This window comes from Paenibacillus sp. sg306046 (genome assembly GCF_059821225.1).
Map to the genome: position 1 here is coordinate 1 of NZ_JCAMRT010000025.1, position 26,312 is coordinate 26,312.

At 55.5% G+C, this 26,312-nt stretch carries 10 protein-coding genes and 12 tRNA genes; 21 read left to right on the forward strand and 1 reads right to left on the reverse strand.

Annotated features, from left to right (window positions below):
- Positions 1 to 74 precede the first annotated feature (74 nt).
- From AC6ROY_RS21165 to AC6ROY_RS21225, 13 genes are all read left to right on the forward strand, one after another.
- Positions 75 to 150, forward strand: a tRNA-Thr gene (locus AC6ROY_RS21165).
- A gap of 4 nt (positions 151 to 154) precedes the next feature.
- Positions 155 to 226, forward strand: a tRNA-Glu gene (locus AC6ROY_RS21170).
- A 38-nt stretch (positions 227 to 264) separates the two neighbouring features.
- Positions 265 to 340 (forward strand) — tRNA-Val (locus AC6ROY_RS21175).
- 13 nt (positions 341 to 353) lie between these two features.
- Positions 354 to 429, forward strand: a tRNA-Thr gene (locus AC6ROY_RS21180).
- Between the two features lie 7 nt (positions 430 to 436).
- Positions 437 to 511: transfer RNA gene (locus AC6ROY_RS21185), tRNA-Gln, on the forward strand.
- A 4-nt stretch (positions 512 to 515) separates the two neighbouring features.
- A tRNA-Lys gene (locus tag AC6ROY_RS21190) sits at positions 516 to 588 on the forward strand.
- Between the two features lie 7 nt (positions 589 to 595).
- Positions 596 to 678 (forward strand) — tRNA-Leu (locus AC6ROY_RS21195).
- A gap of 26 nt (positions 679 to 704) precedes the next feature.
- Positions 705 to 789 (forward strand) — tRNA-Leu (locus AC6ROY_RS21200).
- A 651-nt stretch (positions 790 to 1,440) separates the two neighbouring features.
- Positions 1,441 to 8,997, forward strand: a complete 7,557-nt coding sequence (locus AC6ROY_RS21205; protein ID WP_500102591.1) for a pectinesterase family protein — start codon at positions 1,441 to 1,443, stop codon at positions 8,995 to 8,997.
- A 401-nt stretch (positions 8,998 to 9,398) separates the two neighbouring features.
- A tRNA-Gly gene (locus AC6ROY_RS21210) sits at positions 9,399 to 9,473 on the forward strand.
- A gap of 6 nt (positions 9,474 to 9,479) precedes the next feature.
- Positions 9,480 to 9,556, forward strand: a tRNA-Arg gene (locus AC6ROY_RS21215).
- An 18-nt stretch (positions 9,557 to 9,574) separates the two neighbouring features.
- A tRNA-Pro gene (locus AC6ROY_RS21220) sits at positions 9,575 to 9,651 on the forward strand.
- Between the two features lie 7 nt (positions 9,652 to 9,658).
- Positions 9,659 to 9,732, forward strand: a tRNA-Gly gene (locus tag AC6ROY_RS21225).
- Positions 9,733 to 10,203: 471 nt separating this feature from the next.
- Here AC6ROY_RS21225 and AC6ROY_RS21230 read toward each other — a convergent pair.
- Entirely contained in the window at positions 10,204 to 14,433 is a 4,230-nt protein-coding gene (locus tag AC6ROY_RS21230; RefSeq protein WP_500102592.1) for a choice-of-anchor I family protein, read from the reverse strand.
- Positions 14,434 to 14,905: 472 nt separating this feature from the next.
- On the opposite strand from AC6ROY_RS21230, the gene ppc reads away from it, so the two are divergent.
- The 8 genes from ppc (at position 14,906) to AC6ROY_RS21270 (ending at position 26,230) form a co-directional block, all read left to right on the forward strand.
- The gene (gene ppc / locus AC6ROY_RS21235) at positions 14,906 to 17,698 is read left to right on the forward strand and encodes a phosphoenolpyruvate carboxylase (RefSeq protein ID WP_500102593.1); all 2,793 of its coding nucleotides are present in this window, start codon (positions 14,906 to 14,908) and stop codon (positions 17,696 to 17,698) included.
- A 291-nt stretch (positions 17,699 to 17,989) separates the two neighbouring features.
- Positions 17,990 to 18,556, forward strand: coding sequence for an RNA polymerase sigma factor SigW (gene sigW / locus AC6ROY_RS21240; protein WP_500102594.1), 567 nt, complete (start codon positions 17,990 to 17,992; stop codon positions 18,554 to 18,556).
- Between the two features lie 81 nt (positions 18,557 to 18,637).
- Positions 18,638 to 19,249, forward strand: coding sequence for a zf-HC2 domain-containing protein (locus AC6ROY_RS21245; protein WP_500102595.1), 612 nt, complete (start codon positions 18,638 to 18,640; stop codon positions 19,247 to 19,249).
- A 137-nt stretch (positions 19,250 to 19,386) separates the two neighbouring features.
- Entirely contained in the window at positions 19,387 to 20,208 is an 822-nt protein-coding gene (gene cdaA, locus AC6ROY_RS21250; RefSeq protein WP_500102596.1) for a diadenylate cyclase CdaA, read from the forward strand.
- Positions 20,208 to 21,485, forward strand: coding sequence for a CdaR family protein (locus AC6ROY_RS21255; RefSeq protein WP_500102597.1), 1,278 nt, complete (start codon positions 20,208 to 20,210; stop codon positions 21,483 to 21,485). Before cdaA ends, AC6ROY_RS21255 begins: the two co-directional genes overlap by 1 nt.
- A 297-nt stretch (positions 21,486 to 21,782) precedes the next feature.
- On the forward strand, positions 21,783 to 23,123 hold the full coding sequence (gene glmM / locus AC6ROY_RS21260) for a phosphoglucosamine mutase (protein WP_500102598.1): 1,341 nt from the start codon (positions 21,783 to 21,785) through the stop codon (positions 23,121 to 23,123).
- A gap of 726 nt (positions 23,124 to 23,849) precedes the next feature.
- Entirely contained in the window at positions 23,850 to 25,679 is a 1,830-nt protein-coding gene (glmS, locus tag AC6ROY_RS21265; protein ID WP_500102599.1) for a glutamine--fructose-6-phosphate transaminase (isomerizing), read from the forward strand.
- Between the two features lie 197 nt (positions 25,680 to 25,876).
- Positions 25,877 to 26,230, forward strand: coding sequence for a helix-turn-helix domain-containing protein (locus AC6ROY_RS21270; protein ID WP_500102600.1), 354 nt, complete (start codon positions 25,877 to 25,879; stop codon positions 26,228 to 26,230).
- Positions 26,231 to 26,312 lie beyond the last annotated feature (82 nt).

Consider the following 26,312-nt stretch of genomic DNA (forward strand, 5'->3'; position numbering starts at 1 on the left):
GATAGCTCAGTTGGTAGAGCACTCGACTGTTAATCGAGTTGTCACAGGTTCGAGTCCTGTTCGGGGAGCCATTCGCTTCCATAGCTCAGTAGGTAGAGTGCATCCATGGTAAGGATGAGGTCACCGGTTCGATTCCGGTTGGAAGCTCCAGTACGGCCCGTTGGTCAAGGGGTTAAGACACCTCCCTTTCACGGAGGTAACAGGGGTTCGAATCCCCTACGGGTCATATTCAAAAATTCAATGGTTATTACGATCATTGATCGTGGAGGCTTAGCTCAGCTGGGAGAGCATCTGCCTTACAAGCAGAGGGTCGGCGGTTCGATCCCGTCAGCCTCCACCATTAAACTTCATATGCCGCTGTAGCTCAACTGGTAGAGCAACTGACTTGTAATCAGTAGGTTGGGGGTTCAAGTCCTCTCGGCGGCACCAGCAATAATGGGGATTAGCCAAGCGGTAAGGCAACGGACTTTGACTCCGTCACCCCTAGGTTCGAATCCTAGATCCCCAGCCATTGCGAGCCATTAGCTCAGTTGGTAGAGCACCTGACTTTTAATCAGGGTGTCGTAGGTTCGAGTCCTACATGGCTCACGTTTATGCGCGTATGGCGGAATTGGCAGACGCACCAGACTTAGGATCTGGCGGGCGACCGTGGGGGTTCAAGTCCCTCTACGCGCACCATTCAGTTTATCAGTACAACTCAATATGCGGTCGTGGCGGAATTGGCAGACGCGCTGGATTCAGGTTCCAGTGGGCTAACCCCCCGTGGAGGTTCGAGTCCTCTCGACCGCATCATACCCGTAAAATCAAACTCTTCATTATATTGAAGAGTTTTTTATTTTTGTGTGATAGCCGGATAGTTGACTTAGATTTGTTCGGTATTCAACGCTCAGACATACGATGACCCATCCCCGCTCTAAAATCCACCGTGACGGTGAACTCCTTCTGAAAATCAGATGCCTGTATAAATAGCTCTTAAATAGCTCCTATCAACAGAAATCAACGAGTCGTCGATGGATTGAAATCGTGAATTTACGGTTACAGAAGTATCCATTCGGCATGATCATTATATCAGATTTGGGGTCAATACCTTGAAAATGCAGGACCTGGTTTGCGACTTAGGATGATTATTGACGCACTGTATGCGCTCTCCCTAGGATAAGGTTATGTTTTGCTAAATCACACCAGCATTGTTCATGCGAGGCGATCCATCCGGGCAAGTCTGGTGTTTCATTTAAGGGTAACGAAAGGAGTGTCGAGCTACAGACAACAGATGTAAGGACCCCGCATGGAATGAACGAACAAACGGCTCGTTAGGCAACGAAAGTAACCAGCGGGCAGCTCCGATAAATTGAATTTGGCGCGGGCAAGTAAGTATAAGAGTTTAAATGTAATCGCATTCAAGATGATTTTAAGGAAATCAAGGAGGTTTGATGACAGCTTATGATCAGTCATCTGTATAAGAAATCACTCTGCATCCTGCTATGCCTGACATTAGTCGCGGCGTTTCTGCCAATGGGTGTAGAGCAGGCGAATGCCTCCAGCTTTCCGGCGAACTGGAGCAAGCTCGGATTTAATCAGTCGGGGGGCAGCAGCGACTATGATTCATCAAAAGGGCTGCTTACACTTACTGCCACAGGGAACGGCATCACAAATCAGGCGGCTGCGGCTGAAGAATTTCAATATGCTTACACGCCGGTTAGTGGGAACTTCACGCTAATTGCGAAGCTGGATTCATTCCCTTATGCAGGCGGAGCTCAAGAGGGATTGCTGGTACGCAGCGGCTTGAAGGCGGGAGATTCGTTTGTGTATGGCTATTTGTACGGAACAAATGGCAAGTACCAGCCTTATGTATCCACGAAAGCGGCTTATTCGACAGGCGCTGCCAGCAATTCGGGCTACAAGGTGTCCGGCGCGGATGCCCAGTACGATGTGCCGCCTGACTACATGCGGATGCGCAAGCAGTGGAATGCGGCAGGCAAGGCGGATCTGTATGTAGATATCGGGAAGTCGGACGGAACGACGATTACCTGGACGCAAATTAATGCGAAGGCCATCACCGATGTGACGGCTGATCAAACGATGTACGTCGGGTTGGCCGTAGGCAAGCAAGCAACGGCTTCCTTTAGTCAGGTGACGCTGCTTCCGACCTACACGAATGCTTCGTCGACGGCTGTATCCAGCTTGACATCAAGGCTTCCCGTAGCGCTGGGCATTCCGGGCGGACTGGCGGCGACAGCGCAGCCAGCTCAGGTGAATCTAAGCTGGGAAACGGTCACGGACGCTACGTATTACCGGTTGAAGCGGAGTACGGTGACCGGGGGAACATATTCGGTCATTTATACCGGATCACTGACCAGCTATGCCGATCGGGATGTGGTCAATAACACCACCTACTATTACGCCGTAAGCGCGGCAAACGACCAGGAGGCAGGCGCTTATTCTGCTGAAATCAGTGCGCAGCCGACGGCTCCGTCTGCCAGCGTGCCTGCCGCTCCGCAAGGTGTAAGTGCGTTTGTTGGCAGCGGAACAGCTACGCTAGTCTGGAATCACGCAGAAGGAGCGCTTACGTACAAGGTACAGCGAAGCATTTCTTCCGATGGCCCCTATGTAACGGTGGGCGAGCAGCTGACAGATTCCCGTTATACGGACACAGGGCTGACGAATGGACAGGCTTACGTGTACCGGGTTATCGCGGTTAATGCGGCGGGTGAAAGCAAGCCTTCCGAAGAGGCGCGTGTCACGCCGGTCGATTTGCTGGTTAGCGATACATTTGACGCGCCGGAGCTGCCCGCAACGCAGGTGACAAGCGGAAGCCTGGCCGGGTACACGGTGTCTACGACGGTTAGCGACACGTTTCTCCAGATCAAGGAGCAAACAGCTCCCGAATGGGCCGGCTCTGCGGGACAGGCCAACAAAGCGCTGTATTTGCAGGATGAAAATGCTTCAAAGGGCATCCGTGCGCTCAAGCTGTTTCCGAGGCAAGAGAACAAGGTGATCGTCGCTGAGGTGGATTTCAAGCAGGAAATCGGCAAGGATGCGGTGTTGCCGAACAATACGAAAGTATTGCGGCTGCTCGACGACAAAGGCTCTAACGTGATCGCCGATATTGAAACGACGAACGGTTCGGTCGGCCGCAGCTTGTACTACCGCGTTGGTTCGGTATATAACGCGATTATTCCGCAAGGCAAATATGTGCCAGGGCAATGGTATCACATCAAGATTGAGGTAGATTTAACCTATACAGCCAAAGGTGCAACCATCACGATCAGCGACGGGAAAGAGACGTGGACGCTGGCAGGGCAAACGTTTTACCAGACGGGCACGGTCAACATCGGCGCTGTCGATTCGGCCACATCGGATGGAAATCGAGGGTATTACTACCTCGACAACTTGCAAGTATACGAAGCGCGAACGGCTCCGGCGGTTTTGAGCGATACCCAGGTGTTTGCGGGCAATACGCGGGTGAACTTGATCTGGGAACGCTCGGCAGGCGCTTCCAGCTACCGTGTACAGCGAGCGACGACTTCGGGCGGGCCGTATACGACATTGGTCACCGGACTGACGGCAGATTCCTCCTCGACCACGAAGCTCTCCTATCTGGATACGGATCAGGGAGCAGGGCTGGTTAACGGCACGACGTACTACTACCGAGTTATGGCGGTTAACGGGTATGGAGAAACGTCCTCCAGCGAGCTGACGGCAACGCCGATGGCGAATATTGTACCGCCTGCTACGCCGGCTTCATTCCGTGCGGAGCTGCGCGACAGCCGGGTTACGCTGCGCTGGGACGAGGTGCCGGCAGCGTTAAGTTATGTGCTGAAGCGAAGCGTGGCGGAACAAGGCCCGTATACCGAGCTGAGCGCGGGCAAGGCGATTACGGGACTGGCCTTTGAAGATATCGGACTGACGAACGAAACGGCGTATTACTATAAAGTCAGTGCGTTCAACGCGGGCGGTGAAAGTCAGGAATCGGCGCCTCTGCTGGTGACACCGGCCGCTGCTTTCTCTGAACCAGTTCGGCTGCAAGCCGAGCCTGGCGATCAGGAGGTACAGCTCACCTGGGCTGCGGTCACAGGCGCTTCCCACTACAACGTAAAGCGCAGCACGAGCAACGGCGGACCTTATACCGATTTGGCAGGAGGCAAGGTCACGGAGCCTGCATACACGGACCGCACGGCCGTTAACGGACAAACGTATTACTATGCGGTGACTGCGGTTGCGGGACAGAAGGAGAGCATGATTTCGAATCAGGCGGCGGCGACGCCTGCGACGGTAACGGCTGGCGCACCCGAACGGCCTGTCGGCTTGCAGGCGTTTGCAGACACAGGCAAGGTGGCGTTAACCTGGACGGCGGTTGAGGGCGCCGGAAGCTACACCGTACTGCGTAAAGCGGCCGGAGAAGCGGCGTACGCGCCAATCGCGGCTGATCTGCGGAAACCGGCCTTCGATGATATGCAGGTGGTCAACGGGACTGTCTACGCGTATCAGGTAACGGCTGTCAACGCCAGCGGGGCCGGGCGGCCGTCAGATGAAGCGCTCGCTCAGCCTGCCGAGGTGATTACGGTTGATCCGGCCGGAAACGGCGACTTTACGACGATTCAGGCCGCAGTGAACAGCATCGGGACGGCTAATGCAGCGAGGAAGGTCATTTACATTAAAAATGGCGTTTACCGTGAAAAGCTGAAGATTGATGCGCCGTATATGAGCCTGGTGGGCGAAAGCCGCGACGGTACCGTAATCGTCTTCGGTGATTTTGCCGGACCAAGCGGCAACGGCAAATACGCCGACGGCAGCCCGGTGCCGAACAACATCGGCAGCACCTTCGATACGCCAACCGTCACGGTGACGAAGGACTACTTTACGGCATCCAATCTGACGATTCAAAATGACGCAGGCCCGCGCGATACGGTCGGTACAGCGGTTGCGTTGTCGGTGAAGAGCGATCAGGCTGTCTTCAACAATGTACAGCTGCTTGGTTACCAGGATACGTTGTATAACGGCTCCGGCCGCCAATATTACCGCAATAGTGTTATTAAGGGCGATGTCGATTTTATTTTCGGCGAAGCGAAGGCTGTTGTCATCGACAGCAGCGAGGTGTACAGTGTCGCGCATCCAAAAGCGGCTGCGACGTCGGGCGGTTATGTCACGGCGGCGGCGCAAAGCGGGGCGAACGATCCCGGTTATGTGTTTTTCGACACCAAGCTGATCAAGGACGCTTCCGCTAAAGGCAATCATTATCTCGGACGTCCGTGGAAATCAGTCCCGAAAGTTCGGTTTATCCGGACATGGCTCGATTCGCATATCGTGGCGGAGGGCTGGAGATCGTGGAATGTGGAGCCTGCGATTTATGCCGAATACGGCAGCACAGGCCCAGGCGCCAATGCGAAGCTGCGGGACAGCTCTTTGTCCACCCAACTGACAGCGGCTGAGGCAAGCGCATTGACGATTCCGGTTATTTTCGAGGGCTGGGACCCGACGAAGGGCATCAGCCTTCCGCGGGCGCAGCAGCCGACACGCTTGAAGCAAACGACGGCGCTGTATGACAAGCATGTGAAGCTTGCGCTGCAAGCGGAGGTCGAGATGTCCGCCGATACGCTGGTGTCGGTGAAGGCGGGCGAGCAGACGCTGGCATCCGGCAAGGACTACAGCTTCAAGGGCAGCCAGCTGACGATTGAACCGGCTTATCTGGATCTGCTGGATTATGGCTTGGCGCAGCTTCGCTTGCAGTTTGCTTCGGGAGCCGAGCTGAGCCTGACGGTGAAAATAGTCGATAGCGCAATGCTCAAGACGGTAGCGGCCGGAGAGGAAGGCTGGGCTTCGACAAACGGCGGCATTAGCGGCGGCAACAGCGCAAGCCAGGAGCAGGTGCATGTGGTCAGCAGCCGGCAGGAGCTTGTACAGGCTTTGGGCGGGGCAGCCGCGAAAACAAACACTACGCCGAAGGTGATTTATATCAAGGGCACAATTGATATGAACACAGACGACCAAAGCCGTCCGCTCGGCTATGCCGATTACAAGGACCCCGCTTATACGGTGGAGGCTTATCTGAAGGCGTACGACCCGGCTGTCTGGGGCAGAACCTCGCTGCCGTCCGGGCCGCTGGAGGATGCGCGCCGCGCTTCGCAGCTCAAGCAGGCGGAACGGGTGAAAATCAATGTCGGCTCCAATACGACGCTGATCGGACTTGGCAGTGATGCGCGCCTTGTGGGCGGCAATTTGAATCTCGACAACGTCAGCAATGTTATCATTCGGAATGTTGAGTTCCAGAATGCTTACGATTATTTCCCGCAGTGGGACCCTACCGACGGAGAGATCGGCAATTGGAACTCGCAGTATGACAATGTGACGATCAGGAGCGCAAGCCGGATCTGGATTGATCACAACAGCTTTAACGATGAGACGGGCGACCGTTTCGCAGACGGCTATGAGGGAATGGTGTTCGGCAAGCATTATCAGCATCATGACGGCTATATTGATATTACGAATAACGCCGATCTGGTCACGGTTTCTTATAATCATTTCAAGAAGCATGACAAAACGATGCTGCTAGGCAACAGCGATTCTGCGCCGGATCAAGGTTATTTGCGCACGACGATCCATCACAACTATTTCGAGGATATCGGGCAGCGGGTGCCGCGTATCCGGTTCGGCCAAGTGCATATTTACAATAACTACTATAATTCGCTGTCCAGATTGGAAAATCTGTATTCGATCGGTGTCGGGGCATCCTCGCGGATCGTGTCTGAAGCGAACTATTTCGAGCAGGTCCGGGTTCCGGTCGCCTATTACGACAGCGCAGCGGCGGGAGCGATCGAGGATCGCGGCAGTTATTTCACCGGCAGCGGCACGCCGATCTGGAAGCCGGGCGTGAACTGGAATCCGGCGCAGGCGTATACGTATGCGGCTGCAGCGGCCGCTGATGTCAAACAGCTGTTGCTGGAGCAAGCTGGAGCGGCAGGACGCAGCTTGACGGCGCCGGAGCCGGTCACGGCAACAGGGCTGCATGCAGCGGCCAAGGGGGAGGCAATTGAGCTGAGCTGGTCTACGGTGGCGGGTGCGACAGCGTATGTTGTCCGGCGCAGCACGGTCAGCGGCGGCCCGTATGAAGTGGTGCAGACGGTTCCCGCGCCGGGTGCCGCCGAGCAGTCGGCAAGCTTCACGGATCGTAACGTACAGCCGGATGTGACTTATTACTACAAGGTGACGGCTGTGGCGGGAACCGGTGAATTTGTAAGCTGGCAGGAAGCAAGCGCTCGTGTGAGCGGCAGCTCCGATTCGGGCTCGGGAAGCAATCCGGGCACGCAGCCTGGTGGAGGATCAGGCGGCAATCCGGGCACAGGACCTGAAGCTCAGGCGCCGGCGGTGCCGACAGGGCTGCAAGGCTCGTCCGGCAGCTCGCAGGCTGTGCTGACCTGGCAGGCTGCGGCTGGAGCCGAGACGTATCAGGTATTGCGCAGCAGCACGGAAAGCGGTCCCTATACGGTGATCGCCGACCAGTTGGACAAGACGACGTATACGGACCAAGTCTTGTTGTCGTCCACGACCTATTATTATGCGATTATCGCAGTCAACAAGGCGGGGCAAAGCGAGCGCTCAACGGCATTGCGTGTAACGACGCAGTCGGAGGACTCCTCGACGGACGATTCCGGCAGCTCGGATACGCCAAGCGGGACAGGCAGCGGGGCTTCGAGTAGTGGAAATGGTGGGGCAGGCCAGACGCCTGGATCGACACCTGCTCCTGCAATGGAAGCAGTGGTAGCTGTTCCGGTTGTTCCAGTTAAAGAGCAGACCACTGACGGGAAAACGATAGCGAGGGTTGCTGTTGAGGAAACGGCGCTGCTGGAAGCGCTGCGTGGCTTGGACCTCGCTGCGGCGGGCAAGCAGCAGCTTACGATCGACGTAACCGGCGGGGAATCGGTGGTCAAAGTCGAGCTGCCGGCTGCAGCGTTGGCGGAGCTGGCTCGTCAGGCTCCGTCCGCTGAAGTCACGATTCGAACTGAGCAGGCGTCGTATCAGCTGCCAGTCGGCGTGCTGAAGAAGAGCGAGCTGGCACAGCAGCTGCAAGCAGTTGAAGCTGATGTACGGATTACGCTTGTCATGGAGCAGGTGTCCGGTGCAGAGGCGGCGGCGATCCGGCAGAAAGCGCAAGCAGGTGAACTGACGCTGATCGGAGAAGCGGTTGATTTCCGCCTGATGGCGGAAGCAGGCACAAGGACGGTAGACATCCGTGATTTTGGCACCAGCTATGTGACACGGACGATGACGGTTCCCGGCCAGTTAAATGCCGAGCGTACAACCGCTGTGCTGTACGATCCGGTTACGGGCTCCCTGACCTTTGTGCCGTCTGTTCTGCAAAGCACGGCCAATGGCACGATGGTTACGATCAAGCGTCCAGGCAACAGTATCTATACCGTTGCGGCGGCGAATCGGACGTTCACTGATTTGGCCGGACATTGGGCAAAGGCCGATATTGAATTGCTGGCCTCCAAGCTCGTCGTAGACGGCAAAAGCGAGCAGCGGTTTGAGCCGCAGCAAGCAATCACGAGAGCCGAGTATGCTACGCTGCTGGTGCGTTCGCTTGGTTTGCAGCAGCCGGGTGCGGCAGGCGTCAAGCCGAAGCTGTTTGCCGATGTGGCTGACGGATCGTGGTATGCGGACGCTATTCATACAGCCGCCAAAGCGGGGCTGGTCAGCGGCTTCGAGGACGACACCTTCCGTCCGGATGCGCTGATTACGCGGGAGCAAATGGCGGTCATGATCAGCCGGGCATTCAAGCTGGCAGGCGCAGATGCGAAGGCGGAGGCGCATACGCTGGAGCGCTTCGCAGACCGGTTCGAGATTAGCGGATGGGCGCAGGAAGCTGTGTCCGTAGCTGTGCAAGCCGGCGTTATTGAAGGCAAGTCGGCGGACGGCTTCAAGCCGGGTGAAGCAGCGAGTCGGGCGGAGGCAGCGGTTATGTTGAAGCGTCTGCTGCGCACTGTGGCATTTATGAACTAACAAGACTACTTTCGAGCCTGGCAGGAAACACCGTAGTAAGTAAGTCTCATCAACGTAACAACGGGGTTTGACTATACAGCTCATCATAGCTCATCACATCTGATCGAAGCGGCAGCTTCCCGGCGAAAGGCGTACAGTCTTTCAAACGGGAAGCTGTCTGTATGATGCGAAGGAGGGACGGTTAGGGAAACAGGGTACAAGCCATGTCGAGGCAGCCAATTAAATCAAGTCTGGAGAGGTATAAGCTCTATCTTATAAAAAAAATTATCAAAGAAGCTTGCTTTTTAAAGGAAGAAGTGATACTATAACACTTGTCGCTAAAACGAAGTGAACAAAATCAAGTTACTGAAGTCAGCTGCTTGATATCTGGATTTCACTTGTATCGCAAGCGAATATCATTTGCGGAAGTGGCTCAGCGGTAGAGCATCGCCTTGCCAAGGCGAGGGTCGCGGGTTCGATTCCCGTCTTCCGCTCCATAAGATGTGCCCTTAGCTCAGCTGGATAGAGCGTTTGACTACGAATCAAAAGGTCGGGAGTTCGAATCTCTCAGGGCACGCCATTTTTACAATTGCAGTATCGGGATGTAGCTCAGCTTGGTAGAGCACCTGGTTTGGGACCAGGGGGTCGCATGTTCAAATCGTGTCATCCCGACCATCAATTTGCGGGTGTAGTTCAATGGTAGAACTTTAGCCTTCCAAGCTAATAGCGTGGGTTCGATTCCCATCACCCGCTCCATATGTACAAACGTCCAAAACCTTGTGAAGCAAGGTTTTTTTGATTTTCCTAGCGGCTGGCTCCCGACTCTGCGCTCAGGCGTCTTGGATACATCGGCAGATGCAGCAGATACTGGACGATGGCGATGGTCGGAAGTTAACGGGCNATGTACAAACGTCCAAAACCTTGTGAAGCAAGGTTTTTTTGATTTTCCTAGCGGCTGGCTCCCGACTCTGCGCTCAGGCGTCTTGGATACATCGGCAGATGCAGCAGATACTGGACGATGGCGATGGTCGGAAGTTAACGGGCACAGCTGTCAGGAGAAAGTTCAAGCGGAGCTTGATCCCTTGCAGAGCTCTCATGAAGCTCCACAAAAATATGGGCCATCCTCCTGTCAGGAAGCCATGCAAAAAAAGTCTCGATTCCCGGCTTGTCCGCGCGGGTATCGAGACTTTTTTGATTTATTCATGTGGAAGGCGGTTCAGCCTACTGTCACTGAACAAAGCCAACCTTCTTCAACGTACGCAGCAAAATAGCTGCGGCCTGAGCACGGGTTGTTGCTTCAGCAGGAGCGAACCTTGCAGCGGCGTCGCCTTCCAGAATGCCTTGCTCTGTAAGCAGAGCGGCTTGGGAAGCGGCCCACTGCGGGATCGAAGCGGCATCTGTAAAGGCTGCCAGCGAGCCGGAGCTTCCAGCCGCAGCGCCTGGCTTGCCCGCGAATTGCAGCGCCCGTGTAATAAGTACGGCCATCTCCGCCCGTGTCAGCTGCGCATCCGGAGCAAACAGGTCTGCAGCCTTACCTTCGACAAGACCGGCCCGCACAGCCGTTGCCACGGCCTCGGCGTACCAAGCGGAGGCAGGTACATCCCGGAAGCTTGCGGCTGCTTCGCCTTGCGGCGTGAGGCCGAGGCTGCGGACGAGCAGCGAGGTAAACTCGGCTCTCGTGACCGTTTGATCCGGTGCGTAGCGGTCATCTGCGACACCTTGGACGATCAGCTTGGAGGCCATCGTTTCCACAGCAGCCTTCGACCAATGTCCGTTCAAGTCCTTGAAGCTTTTGTTGTACGTCAAGACCGCATACAAGCTGTTGCCGGGACGTTTCCATTCGAAGACAGGCTTGCCATCCACCGATTGGAAGGTACCCGGTACGAAGTGGAACTGGCCGCTTTGCGGGTCATACATGACGCCGGTAGCCGACGGGGAAACACCGGAGGCCGGCAGCTGCACCGTGCGGGACACATACGTGCTGCCGAAATCCGTCACTTCCTTAGTTTCACCGTTGACGGTTACGTGCAGTTGAAAATCAACAGCGGTCTGGCCGACCAGCTCGGCGTCTGCGAGTCCATTTGCATCCGGCTGCATGGTTTGCAGCAGCGAGCCTGCGGCAGGTGTGATGGTGACCTGAACGCGCTCGATGTTTGCGCCGTGTTGAGCAGAGCTGAGCAGCTGAAGCGGAAGCTGGTAGCTTGCGCCTTCGGTGCGGATCGAGATGATCGCCCGCTCTGCTGCGTCTCCAGCGGCGGCCAGCGCTTCGGCAGGCAGCGTCACTTCGGCGGCGGCTCCGTTTGTCGCCGGAACGGCGATCACGACTTGAGCTTGCTGTGAGCCTGTCAGTCCGTTCAATGCGTTCGTCAAAGCAGCTTGCAGAGCGGAGGCATCGACAACCGTTGCTTTTACGGCTTGACCGGAGCTGTTCCGGCTTTCCGTTATGGTCAGCGCAGCACCCGCCAGCTCGACGGTTTTGATGTCGGCTCCGGCGGATGGCTGAGCTGCGGGCGATGTACCGCTACCCGGCTGCGCGCTGCCGCCAGTAGAGCCTGTCCCTGCGCCGCCGTTTCCGCTATTTCCGCTGCCCCCGCTCCCGCCGCTGCCGGAAGTGGAATCATCGTTACGACTGGCAACCGTCACCGCCGCTTGCGCCTGGCTGTAGCCATCGGCCGTACGCACTTGAATGATAGCCGAGCCTGCGCTTACGGGCGTTACGTTGCCGAGCACATCGACCTTGGCGACCGCTTCATTCGATGAGCTCCAGACCAAGCCGGTCGACCCATCGCTGACTGTTGCACTCAGCTTGACGGCAGAGCTGCCCGCCTCCAGCGATAGCGTCGTTTTGTCCAGCGTCAAGCGGGCTACCTTCAGCTCCATCACGGCGATCGTGCCGCCCACCTCATTGGCTACCAGCAGCAGTGGCGTACCTGTTGGGCTGACCGCCGGCGGAATAAATTCAAGACCTTCCGGTCCGGTATCCGTGTTCAAGCCTGCCTTGAAATCACGTGTATTTGTGTAGTTGAGGAAGGCCGGCTTTGCCGGGTTGGTAACATCGTAGGTCATGACGCCGCCGATCCGCTCCAGCCCGATGAAGGCCAGCGCCTTGTTGCCGACTTCCCCGACAATCACATATTCCGGCTCCGGACCTTTTTTCGTACTGCGGTCGTCCTTCTCCGTCTTGCTGTTGCTGGCGTTGAAATAATCCGGCAGCCGCTCTCCGGTGATCCGCTCAAAGTCATTGCCGCTGTCGAATACTTGCTCCAACGTATCGGCATCCCAGATGGAGAAGGAGCGTCCGCCGTACATATACACGCCGTCCTTGCGCATATCGCTGGCCACTTCTACGCTATCGTATTGCGTTTTTCCTTGCAGGAATTGGGCAGCCGCCGAAGTTGGCTCCAGCACGGATTTCAGCTTGCCGATCGTCGTGGCGTTTTTCAAGCCGGGCCAATCGGTGGCATCGCCTTCGTTAGCGCTGAACAAATAGGTTTTGCCCCCAACGCTGTGCGTCACAATGCCGTCGGGCATATACATGCCGAAGAAGGGGACCGTTTCCAGCTTGATTTCGCCGTCTTTCACGAGATCCAGCGCATTTTTCGCTGTGCTGAAATCCTTGTAGCCGAGTGATTTGACCGCAGTGACCTTTTTGGCGGCAATGTCGACAACGGCAATCGCATTATTTTCCTGCAAAGCGATATAAGCCTTGCTTTCGTCAGCCGACAATGCGATATATTCCGGCTCCAGGTCGCGCACTGCATCGGCTTTTGTGCCGCTGCCCGTAATCAGACCGCTGACCGGGTCGGCTGCGCCGCGGATATGAACGCCGTCCTCGATCACGGTCGGATCATCGAATTTCACATGAACAACGCTGCCGGTTGTCGTATCGGCGATGGTCACGCTGCCCTCAGGGTCCTGCGTGCCGGAACGCGGCTCAGCTTCATCAGCCGTCAGCACATACCGGCCGTCTGTCGTGAACTTGACCATGTCCGGCTGAATACCCGCTTCGAAAGTGCGGATCAGCGCGCCGTCATAGTCAAGCAGCAAAATGAGGCCCGGCTTCATCGAGTCGGCATGCTGGACGGCGACTGCGATTCGTTTGGTGGCCGTGTTGACATCGACACTGGTCAAGTCGCCGAAGACGAAGCCGTTTTGCTCGGACAGCTCTTTTACCGGCACGGACTTTTCCTTCGTCATCGTGCCGCCGGCGGTTAACGGTACGATGTCCAGACTCGGCGGCGTACTGGAGCCGCTGACGACATACATCTTGCCGTTATCTTTGTTATATTTGACGATTTCGGCCACGCCGCCGTCCTTGTTGGAGGCTCCCACCTGGTATTGGCCGATCTTTTGCACAGTCAGCGTATCCGGCATCGGAGCGGGCTTGGCCGGCTTCACGTTCAACAGCAGCGCGCGGCTGGCTTGCATTTGCGGCACAGCGCTGTCGTAGACGGTGAGCGTTACGGTCGTCGCACCTTCGGCGCCTGCGGCAGGAACGCCTTGCAGCGTGCCGGTATCGGCTGCCAGCGACAAGCCGGCAGGCAGTCCCTGGGCGCTGAAGCGGTAAGGCGGCTTGCCGCCGTACACGGCCGCGGTTACCTCGTAGGCCGAGCCGACATAAGCGTCAGCCAGCTTGTCCGTCGAGACGCCGAGAGCTGCGGTCGGCCAGGAGCCGTCTACGCTGCCGCGCGGGCCTTTGGCAAGCAAGGTCGCTGCATCTGCGCTGCTGTAATCAATTTGCTGGAAATCGGACTTATTGTTATCCGTATCGGTTAATGTAGCGCGGACGATTCCTTTTTTCTTGGACTTGCCTTCGGTGCTGCCGCTCGGGTATGCGGTTTCGTAACCGTCGATAGCGCTTTCCGCATCGTTGTCGGCGACGCCGACCAGATCGACATAACCGGCCGGCTTTGAATCAGCCGTAAATGGCTGCGGAGTAAGCAAGGCGGATTGGTTGCTCATCAGCGCGACTTTGACGGCTTTATTGAAAATCGAGGCGTCCAGCGTTTGATCGCTTTTACCTGTAAGATCGACCTTGAGCTCCTCGGAGCCGGTCGCATTGCCCGTAATCAAATAAGAGGAGCGGGCTTTGATGGTGCCTTTCAAATTTACCTGCTGCCACGCTGTTGTCGTGCCTGTAGGGTTTTTCGAAATTTTCTGGTCATTGTAGGCATAATGCAGCGACCATTGATCGAGCGGCACGTCCTGGTCCGTCGGATTGTAAAGCTCGATGAAGCCATGGGAAACAGGGGCATCCTTGGCTGTCGACAAGCCTCCGCCGTAAATTTGCTGGATAAAAACGTGGGGGACCTTTACGTCATAGCTTCCGCTCTCGGTATAAGGCGTACCGGGGCTTATTGGCTCGCTTGCCTGGACAGGACCCGCGCCGAGCAAGGAGCCCGCCAGCAGCTCGCTTGCCAGGAGCAGCGATACGATCGTTGTTGATTTCTTCTTCAAGCTGAACCCACTCCCTCAAGTAAATGATCCAGTTCATTGTAAGAGGGCAGTGTTAACATAGTGTTGCGGTTTTGTGGTGTTTTTGTAAACGTCTTCACAGGGAGCGGTTGGCGAAAAAAGAGATGGAAATCATTCCCGATCGGCCGCAGACCGGCAGGAGAACGGTATAAAATTGCTAAATGGAGGAAGGCTGAATCCTGACAGACTTTGCCCGAAAGTCAAGCAGCGGCACGTCAGCCATGTAGGCTAAACGCGGCGTTGATGGCAAAAGCTGTTGATAACAGGGTTTGTTTCCTTAGAATGCTCCGGTCAGAAGCCGCTTTTTATTGTCGCCCGTACCTTTCAGCAGCGGCACTTCACATCAGCTCCAGATGTTTTTTTCGCTTTAGCGCATAAATGGGGTACATCGTCGTCGGGGGATGTGGTAAAATAGTGGCTATGACATTTGCATGAAGATGGATGGAGGAGAACCATGTCGGACTCAAGTACGATCAGTAACAAAAACACGTCCAATAATTTGCTGCGCCGGGATGTCCGGTTTCTTGGACATATTCTGGGTGAAGTGCTTATTCACCAAGGCGGCAATTCGCTGTTTACCATTGTAGAGAAAATCAGAGAAATGAGTAAAACGCTGCGCGCCCAGTATACAAGCGAGATGTATGCGGAGCTGAAGGAAACGGTCGGAGGGCTTGCGCCGGAAATTCGCCATCAGGTGGTGCGGGCGTTCGCTATTTACTTCCAGCTTGTTAATATCGCCGAGCAAAATCACCGGATTCGCCGCAAACGGGATTATGAGCGTTCCGCGGGCGAAAGCGTGCAGCCCGGTTCGATCGAGGATGTGATCCGCGAGCTGAAAAGCTTGAACATTTCCTCGGCAGAGGTTCAGGATATGATTTCCGGCATCTCGCTGGAGCTTGTGATGACGGCGCACCCGACAGAAGCTACGCGCCGTGCCGTGCTGGACATTCACCAGCGGATCGCGCAGGATGTCGCTGAGCTGGACAACCCGAACCTGACGTTCCGCGAGCGTGAACAGCTGAAGGAGAAGCTGCTTGGCGAAGTGATCACCCTCTGGCAAACGGACGAGCTTCGCGACCGGAAGCCAACCGTCATCGACGAAGTCAACAACGGGCTGTACTACTTCGACGAGACGTTGTTTGACGTGCTGCCTCAGGTGTATCAGGAGCTGGAGCGCTGTCTGTTGAAATATTATCCGGAAGAGCAATGGCATGTGCCGACGTTCCTGAAGTTTGGCTCGTGGATTGGCGGAGACCGCGACGGCAACCCGTCTGTCACCTCGGACATTACATGGGAAACGCTCGAAATGCACCGCAAGCTGGCGCTCGTAAAGTACGAAGAAGAGCTGCAGGCGCTGGTCGGCCATATGAGCTTCAGCAAAAATATCGTGGAAGTGACAGCCGAGCTGCTGGATTCGATCGAGCAGGATCGCGCTAACATCGGGCTTTCGCTGGATGAAAGCTGGCGCAACGAGAAGGAGCCGTACCGGATCAAAATGCGGTTTATGCTTGAGAAAATCCGCAATGCGGGCAATCCTTCCGTCAGTGACAAGAAAAAATATATAAGCCCTGAGCAGTTCAAGGCGGATCTGCAAATTATTGAGCGCAGCCTGCGCAATCACTTCGCAGACTACATCGCGGATGCCTACGTACAGAAGCTGATTCGTCAGGTGGAGCTGTTCGGCTTCCATCTCGCGTCGCTGGATGTGCGCCAGCATAGCAAGGAGCATGAGTCGGCGATGACCGAAGTGCTTGCAGGTATGAGCATCACGGAAAACTACGCGAAGCTGGACGAAGCGGATAAGATCAGTTTGCTGGCTTCGCTGCTGAACGATCCGCGTCCGATCACATCGCCTTACACGACGTACAGCGAGTCCACGCAGGAATGCCTGAACGTGTACCGGGTCATTCAGCTGGCGCAGGAGGAATTTGGCCGCGGCTGTATTTCCAGCTACCTGATCAGCATGACGCAAGGCGCCAGCGATTTGCTGGAGGTGCTTGTATTTGCGAAGGAAGCCGGGCTGTACCAGCAGCATGCGGACGGCTCCGTGACCTGCACGCTGCAGTCGGTGCCGTTGTTCGAGACGATCGACGATCTGCATGCCGCCCCGGACATTATGGCGACGTTGTACCAGATTCCGGCCTATCGCCGCAGCCTGGACAGCACGAACCATCTGCAGGAAATTATGCTCGGCTATTCCGACAGCAACAAGGACGGCGGCGTCATTACGGCCAACTGGGAGCTGCGGATGGCGCTGCGGAGCATTACGGCGACGGCGAAGCAATACGATGTGCGGCTGAAGTTTTTCCATGGCCGCGGCGGCGCGCTCGGTCGCGGCGGCATGCCGCTCAACCGGAGTATTCTTGCTCAGCCGGCCGATACGGTAGGCGGCGGTATCAAAATTACCGAGCAAGGCGAGGTATTGTCCTCCCGTTACTCGATCAAGGGCATCGCTTACCGCAGTCTGGAGCAAGCGACCTCCGCGCTTATTACAAGCGCGCTGTGGGCGCGTAATCCGCAGGTGGACGCCTCCGAGGAGACGTACGAGACCATTATGCGCGGTATATCCGAGCGGGCGCAGCAGAAGTATCAGGACCTGATCTTCCGCGACGAGGACTTCATGACCTTCTTCAAGGAGTCGACGCCGCTGCCGGAGATTGGCGAGCTGAACATCGGCTCCCGCCCGTCCAAGCGCAAAAACAGCGACCGCTTTGAGGATTTGCGTGCGATTCCATGGGTATTTGCGTGGACGCAATGCCGGTATTTGCTGCCGGCCTGGTATGCCGCTGGCACGGGGCTGGGCAGCTACTACCAGGATAACCCTGAGCATCTGGCTGTCATGCAGGATATGTACAACAACTGGTCGTTTTTCCGCGGGCTGATCGACAACCTGCAGATGGCGCTGGCCAAAGCGGACCTGCTGATCGCCAAGGAATACGGCAGCATGATCAAGGATCAGAAAATCGCCAACCGTATTTACCAGCTGATCGAAGACGAGTACCGCAAAACGTCCGAGCTGATTCTTCAAATTACCGGGCAGCAGGAAATTCTCGACAATGTTCCTGTCATTCAGGAGTCGATCCGGCTGCGCAATCCGTATGTCGATCCGCTGTCCTACATGCAGGTGGATCTGTTGTCGGAGCTGCGCGCTTCACGCGATGACGGCGGCGAGGATGATCCGCTGCTGCTCCGCGAGGTGCTGCTGACGATCAACGGCATTGCGGCCGGCCTTCGCAACACCGGCTGATTGCCGAATAGCGGGCGGCATGGCGTCCGCTTGACGCCGGATACGGCCGGGAGACCTGGTTCACACCAGCGGCTCCCGGCTTTCGTTTACCCCGGTGCGAGTCCTCTTGTTCCGCGCGGGCGCAATTGTCCGGTTCTTTTGGGCGCAGGCTGTACAGGAAGGGGTAGGATTTGGTATGCTTTTCCTACAACAGGCGCTGCTAGCGAAGCAAGAACGAAGCGTTCATGCCTGTAAAATCTGAATGGAGCCCGGCTTGGCACAAGCGGGGGCGTTCGGAGTGGAGGTAGGTTGGTGAATCACATGGACACCCGGCTCGCCAAGCTCGCCCGAAGCGGAGACCGTGGAGCTTTCGCCGAATTGGTGGAGCTGTATAAAGATAAAATTTTTCATCTCGCTTACCGGATGCTGCATAATCGCCATGAGGCGGAGGAGATTGTGCAGGAGACGTTTTTGCGGGTCTATATGAATCTGGAACGCTATGACGAGCATCAGAAGTTTTCCACCTGGATTTACCGGATCGGCACCAATCTCTGTATCGACAGGCTGCGCAAGCGCAAGATCAGTTACTCGCTGGATGCGGAGATGAGCGACGGCGAAGGCAGCGACTGGTATTCGACATTGGCCAGCACGGACCGGCCGCCCGACCAGCAGGTCGCGTTATCGGAAACACAGGCGCAGATTCGCGAATCCATCGAGGCGCTGCCCGAAAAATATAAGGCCGTCGTCATCCTGCGGTACTTGCAGGACTTGTCCTTGCAGGAGATCAGCGATGCGCTGTCGATGCCTGTTACGACGATCAAGACGCGGCTGCATCGCGGACGGGAATATTTGCGCAAAAAATTAGAGCAGCTCCTTTAGCTTTTTTTGAAACGCCGGGTTTGCTCCTGCGTATGGTATACCACGACAAGTTATGGAGACAGGAGAAAGGAGTGGCTCGTGATGGATTGCAAGGAGGCCCTCCCTTTGTTGCACGAATATTTGGATGGCGGACTTGAAGGCGTCGATTCCGTCCGTTTGAAGGAGCATCTGCTCGTTTGCGCGGAATGTCGGCAGCGGCTGCGGCAGTACGAGAAGGTCGAGGCGCTGGTCCATGCGTGGGCGGTTCCCGCTGTACCTGACGGCTTGACTGAACGTGTCATGCAGGCGCTGCCTCCAGTCAAGCAACGGAACGTCTTCTACCGGTATGTCCGCAAGCATCCGGCGGCTTCGGTAGCTGCAATTTTCGCCCTGATGATGCTGTCCTCGTTTCTTTCCACATGGAATAGCGACGGAGAACTGCTCGTGAAGGGAACAGACTTGCAAGCCGTTGTCATCAAAGGGGATACGGTGTTTGTTCCGGCCGGACACAAGGTTGCAGGAGACTTGACCGTTGAGAACGGAAAGCTGCAGGTCGACGGTGAGGTCGAAGGCAACATTACGGTCATCGACGGCTCGCTGCATTATGCGTCAACGGCGCATATTTCGGGGCAAATTACACAGATCGACGAAGCGTTCAGCTGGTTATGGTACAAGATGAATACTTGGGTGACGAAGGTTTCCGACGCCAAGTAAGGCGGTCCGGACCGTACGGACGAAGCATCCTCCCTCCCTTCTTACGAAAGGGGAGGGTTTTTTGTTGTAAATATGGTATGATGAAGGGAAGCAATTGCAGAGACAAACATCCCGTGTAAGGGCTGGGGGCTTCTATCATGGACTGGTATACGAACATTCGCGTTTTGGATATCGTTGATATATGTATTGTCAGTTACGTCATTTACAAGCTAATTCTTGTTGTCCGCGGTACTCGCGCGATCCAGCTGCTCAAAGGCATCCTCGTCGTGCTCGTCACTTGGGCGCTCAGCTCCTGGTTCAAGCTGAACACGCTGCAGTGGATGATGAACCAGATGTTTACGTTCGGACTTGTCGGCGTCATCATTATTTTCCAGCCGGAGCTGCGGCGCGCGCTGGAGCAGCTTGGGCGAGGCAAGCTGTTCAGCCGCTCGACCTCCGAGGAGGAGCAGGACATTAATCGCAAGATCAATGAGCTGCTGAAAGCCGTGCATTATATGGCGCAGCGCAAAATCGGCGCTCTGATCGTCTTTGAGCGGGAGACAGGGCTGAACGATTATATCGAATCAGGCATTGCGCTCGAAGCCCACATCAGCTCGGAGCTGCTGATCAATATTTTCGTGCCGAACACGCCGTTGCATGACGGTGCAGTCATCGTGCGCCGGCATCAGCTGATGGCGGCTGGCTGCTATTTGCCTTTGTCGGAAAATCCGTTCATCAGCAAGGAGCTGGGGACGCGCCACCGCGCTGCGATCGGCATGAGTGAGGTGTCGGATGCGATGTGTATCATTGTGTCGGAGGAAACGGGCCAGGTGTCGCTGACGATGAACGGTCACATTTTGCGTGATGTGAAGGAAGAAGCGCTTCTCTCCAAGCTGTTCGAGGAGCTGAAGCCGAAGGCCAAGCCCAAGCCTAAGGAGAAGTCGAAAATCAGCTCCGTGTGGAAATGGGGGCGTCGATAATGGATCAATGGCTGCGCAATACGAACGTCGTCAAGGTGATCGCGCTTATTATCGGCGTCATGCTCTGGGCGGTCGTACGGTCGGCTGGCGGCTCCGTTTCCGGCTCTAATGGGCTGGAGACGATCGAGCAGCAAATCGGCAATGTGACGATTGTGCCCCTATACGATACCGACAAATATTTTATCCAATCCATTGAACCGGCTCAAGTATCCTTATCGCTCAGCGGGCGGGAGGCTGCGTTGAAGAAAGCGATCAGCACCGGCAATTTGTCGGTGGAGCTGGACTTGTCCCAGGTCGGGAAGGGCGAATACGTGCTGCCGGTGACCCCTTCTGGCATCCCCGGCAATGTGACGGCCAAGGTTGTGCCTTCCAACGTCAAGGTAGTTGTCGATGAGAAGCAAAACAAGTCGATGCAGGTGACAATTAATGTGACGGGTATTCCCGGCGTCGGGTTGAAGGCGGGCCAGCCTGTTGTCAAGCCTAAGCAGGTGACTGTGTCGGTACCTAGCCGCATCTATGACGATGTCGATTCGGTACGCGCCGATGTCAATGTGGAGAAGGCGACTTCGGCGGTGACGAAAAAAGCAACGCTCCAGGCTTTCGACAAGGACGGCAAGCTGATCGAAACGGCGGTCATCAATCCGGCTGTCGTCGATGTCGAGGTGCCGATTACAAGCCCCTTCACGCTGGTGCCGCTGCAAGTCAAGCTGGTGGGCGAGCCGCCGCGTGGGCTGGCTGTGGCTTCGGTCCGGCAGAGTACGGACAAGGTGACGGTGTACGGGCCGCAAAACGTGCTGGACCGGATGGAATTTTACGAAGGGCCGCAGGTGAATCTGAGCGAGCTGAAGGAAGACGCCGAGTTCACGCTGACGATTCCGCCGCGCAACAATGTGAAGCAGCTCGACCCGGACAAGGTGACGGTGAACGTGTACATCGTTCCTTCGGTAACGAAGACGCTGGAGGCGATCCCGTTGTCCTTCGTTGGCCAGAACGACGGATTTAATACAAAGGTTGTGCTGCCGGAGTCCGGCCAGCTGAACCTGACGGTGGAAGGCGCGCCGTCGATTATCGAGAAGCTCAAGCCGCAGGATGTGCAGGCGATTCTGGATGTCAGCAACCTGCCGCCGGGCAAGCACGAGGTGTCCGTGACATGGAATTTGCCGACCTTTGTGAAAAAAGGCGGTCCGCAGGATTTCAAGGCGACCGTCGAAATCAGCGCCAAGGCTGACAAGCCGGCCGCGGCGGAGGGAGAGACGCCTGCCGCAGCGACGCCGTGATAGGGCTTGAGCATGAAGCCGCGGAGTGCTGCCAAGTCGAGAGCAGCAAGCTTTTGATGCGGCTATGCAATATCGCAGCGCAAAGCGTAACGGAAGGACGGCCGGAGGAGGCCTGCTCCTTCCGTTTTGTCTGTAAGGACGGCCATAGGGAATCATCATGAACGCATCATTTGACCGTGTGAATTGAATCAGGGATAATGAGAATAGTTTGCCTCATTGGCGAAAGTCATGCTGTGCAACTTGTCCACAGATAACGCGTAGAAATGGGAAGGTTAACCGATAGGGGAGAGAAGATAAATGGGGAAATATTTTGGAACGGATGGCGTACGGGGAGTCGCTAATCAGGAATTGACGCCGGAGCTTGCTTATAAAATCGGCCGCTGCGGCGGTTATGTGCTGGCCGGTCAGGTGGAGAAGCCGGTTGTCGTCATCGGTCAGGACACGCGGATTTCCGGCCCGATGCTGGAGGCGGCACTGGTGGCCGGTCTGCTGTCCATCGGCGCCAACGTCGTCCGACTGGGCGTGCTGTCGACGCCTGGGGTTGCTTATTTGACGCGCGCGCTGAAGGCGGACGCCGGGGTAATGATTTCGGCCAGCCATAATCCGGTTGAGGATAACGGAATCAAATTTTTCGGCGCGGACGGCTTCAAGCTGTCTGATGAGACCGAGCTGGAGATCGAGCGGCTGATGGATGCCGGGATCGACGAGTTGCCGCGTCCGACAGGCGGAGACATCGGGACGGTGACCGACAATGCCGAAGGAAAATATGCGTACCTTGACTATATCAAGCAGACGGTAGGCTCTTCGTTCCAGGGCTACCGGGTCGTATTGGACTGTGCGCATGGAGCGGCTTATGAGCTGGCGCCAAAAGTATTTGCGGAGCTGGGCGCGGAAGTGATCACGATCGGCGCGGAGCCGACGGGTCGCAATATCAATGACCGGTGCGGCTCGACGCATCCGGAGGAGCTGCAGCGGCTGGTCGTTCAGCATCAGGCGCACATCGGGCTTGCCTTTGACGGAGACGCGGACCGGCTGATCGCCGTTGACGAGCAGGGCGAAGAGGTCGACGGCGACTTTATTCTGAGCATTATCGGCCATGCGATGAATCAGGCGGGCAAGCTGCGCGAGCAGACGATTGTGACGACGGTTATGAGCAATATCGGCTTTTTCAAGGGCATTGAAGCGGTTGGGCTCAAGGCAGCCAAAACGGCTGTCGGCGACCGCTATGTGATGGAGGAAATGCGCAAGGGCGGCTACAATCTGGGCGGCGAGCAGTCCGGCCATGTCATTCTGCTTGACTATAATACGACAGGTGACGGCATCCTGACGGCGCTGCTGCTCGTGGATACGCTGGTCAAAGCAGGACAGCCGCTGAGCGAGTTGAAAAAAATTATGCGTAAATTCCCGCAAAAGCTGGTTAATGTCCGTGTAGGCGACAAAAGCAAGCTGAAGGATAACGCAGCCGTTGCCGCCGAAATCGCCAAGGTCGAAGCTGAGCTCGGGGATAACGGACGTGTGCTGGTGCGCCCGTCAGGTACGGAATCTCTGATCCGGGTAATGGCCGAGGGGCCGGATAAAGCGATCGTCGATGCTTACGTGCAGCAGATTGCAGCCGTCATCGAGCGGGAGCTTGTATAGGTCCGAAGCGTACGCTGAACGAACGATCCCTGGGACGGGCCGCGGCCGGTTTCAGGGATTTTTTGTCGAAACGGCATGGGAGCAGATGCGAGAAATGGGACAAAGGAATGAAATGAAAACGGAATGAAAATTAGGGGTTGCGCTTTATCCTTAAAATGCATAAGATGTGATTATGTCAATTAGGAAACGGAAGGGTGGGCAGAGGTTAGCGACGTTTGACAAGCGCCAGAACTGGCGGCAGCGTTAGCGGCATTGTACTGTGATGTGATTCGGTCTCAAGTCACCGGCACCGATTAAGTCGGGCAGGTGGACTTCTCAACAATTCCTCAGACAACACATCAAGGCAGGCAAGGCGGCAGACGATTGTCCCAGTTGACGAGGTGAAGGTGTTCGAAACATTCGGCGGGGACCTTCCGGTCATCATCCTAACCGTAAGCGGAGCAACAAATTGTCCGGGCGACCGGGCAGACAAAAGCTCAGCGGGATGGCGAATCAAAACTAAAACGAATGAAAAGCTTCGTTGCCAAGGGCAAATGCTTCCTCGTGAGAGCGCAAGCTGCAGGAGCTTTTCCGCTTCGTGTCGACAATTAAATCATTGCGCCTGCATGAAGCAGGCGAAGCTTTCTTTGCGCACGGAGCACGAAGCGAGCTTCTTAGGCGCCTGTATAGGATATGCGTTTCTCCAGGAAGAGTCGGCAGGCTTTTCGACAATTGGAGGATATGAATATGTGCGGTATTGTTGGTTATGTAGGTAAACGGAATTCACAACATATATTGATTGATGGGTTAAGAAAGCTGGAGTATCGCGGCTATGACTCCGCCGGAGTTGCCGTCTATACGACAGAAGGGCTGCAGATCAAGAAGTCCAAGGGGCGTCTGGCCGTGCTGGAGTCCAAGCTTGAAGAAGCGCCGCTGCACGGAAACATCGGGATCGGTCATACCCGGTGGGCGACGCATGGCAAGCCGTCGGATTTGAACTCGCATCCGCACACGGACAACTCGTCCAAGTTTTCAGTTGTACACAACGGCATTATCGAAAATTATATGCAGTTGAAGGAAGAGTTAACGGAGCAAGGCCATATCTTTGTCTCGGAAACAGATACAGAGGTCATTTCACATCTGATCGCCAGCTTGTATGACGGCGACATTGTTCGCGCGGTGCAGCAGGCTGTCACGCGGATGAGAGGCGCTTTTGCCTTGGGCGTGCTCACCGAATATGAGCCGGAGAAGCTCGTTGCAGTTCGTCTGTCCAGCCCGTTGATCATCGGCGTTGGGGAAGGCGAAAACTTTATCGGCTCTGACATCCCGGCCATTTTGGAGCATACACGCAACGTATACATTTTAAACGACGGCGAAATGGCTTTATTGACAAAAGACGACGTTACTTTGATGACATTGGAAGGGAATTTTATTTCCCGGGAATTATTCCATGTCGATTGGGATATTATGACGGCGGAAAAAGCCGGATTTGATCATTTTATGTTGAAGGAAATTCACGAGCAGCCGAAGGCTTACCGGGATACGATGGGCGCGAGAATTGACGCTTCCGGCAAGAAGGTGCTGCTGCCAGAAGTCGGTATGACGGCTCAACAGCTTGCGGACATCCGCAATGTCCATATTGTTGCGTGCGGTACGGCATACCATGCCGGATTAGTCGGCAAATCGGTCATCGAAAGCCTGGTGCGGATTCCGGTCGAAGCGGATGTAGCGTCCGAATACCGTTACCGTTCGCCGATCATCACGCCGCAGACGCTGGTGATTGTCGTGAGCCAATCTGGTGAAACGGCCGATACATTGGCCGCGCTGCGCGAAGCCAAGCGTAACGGAGCGCGTGTACTGGCGATTACCAACGTGGTTGGCAGCTCGGTTGCCCGCGAAGCGGACGATGTGATCGTCACATGGGCCGGTCCGGAGATTGCGGTTGCTTCGACGAAGGCGTACACTTCGCAACTGATCGCCTTTTACCTGCTCGGCTTGTATCTGGCGCAAACGCTGGAAACCGTGGAAGCCGGTTTTGTCAACGAAGTGCTGGCCGCGATGCAGGAGCTGCCTAAGCAGGTGGAGCATATGCTCACCCAGTCGGAGACGATCCGCGAGGTGGCTGAGCAAATCGCGAAGCACCACAACCTGTTTTTCATCGGCCGCGGACTGGACTATGCAACCGTGCTGGAAGGCTCGCTGAAGCTCAAGGAAATCTCGTACATTCACTCCGAGGCGTACGCGGCAGGCGAACTGAAGCATGGTACGCTGGCGCTGATCGAAGACGGCATTCCGGTCATCGCTCTGGCGACACAGGAAGCGCTGTTTGAGAAAACCGTCAGCAATATCAAAGAAGTTAAAGCACGCGGCGCTCAAGTGTTCGGCATTCATATGGAAGGCAACGACGAGCTCGCGAAGGCTGTAGACGAAACGTTTGCCATACCGCAAACTCACCCGCTTCTGGCTCCAGCGCTGTCGGTTGTGCCACTGCAGCTGCTGAGCTATTACGCTTCGCTTGCACTGGGGCATGATGTGGATAAGCCGCGGAATTTGGCGAAAAGTGTGACGGTGGAGTAGGGGAAGACGGGGGATTTTGTAGACTGACTCATTACAATAAAGTATTGTTCCGAACAATAAAGTGTTGTTCTGAAAAATAATTACCAATAAAGTTTTGTTCTAATGTGATGAGTTGGTGGAAATGAATATTACTCCCTTAAATGTCCCGATGATTATTTTCGTCGGGACATTTTTCAATTCGAAAGGAGAGAGGTAACTTGCAAGCAAGCGTAGGGGATCGTATTAGAATCATTCGTAAAATAAACCGATTAAATCAGAATGAATTTTCAAACTTAATTGGGATTTCTCAAGCAACATTAAGTGAATTAGAGCAGGGCAAATATAATCCATCACTGGAGACCATTCTATCCATACACAAAGTTTTTAATACAAACTTACAGTGGCTGCTTGTTGGAGATACTCTTCTTGAGGCTAGTGAGGAGAAAGCATTATTTAATGTTTCGCTTGATGAAACAGAAATTGAGTTAGTTAATTTGTATAGGAGTTTAAAAGATTATGACAAAGAAGAAATTACCCAATTCATGAAGATAAAAATTGACCGTTACTGTTAGTGCAAACGCATAATGTCCAGAAGTTGACGGGGGAATCTGACGATGTTCGCCAATCTGACCAGACATGGTTAAAAAGAACAGG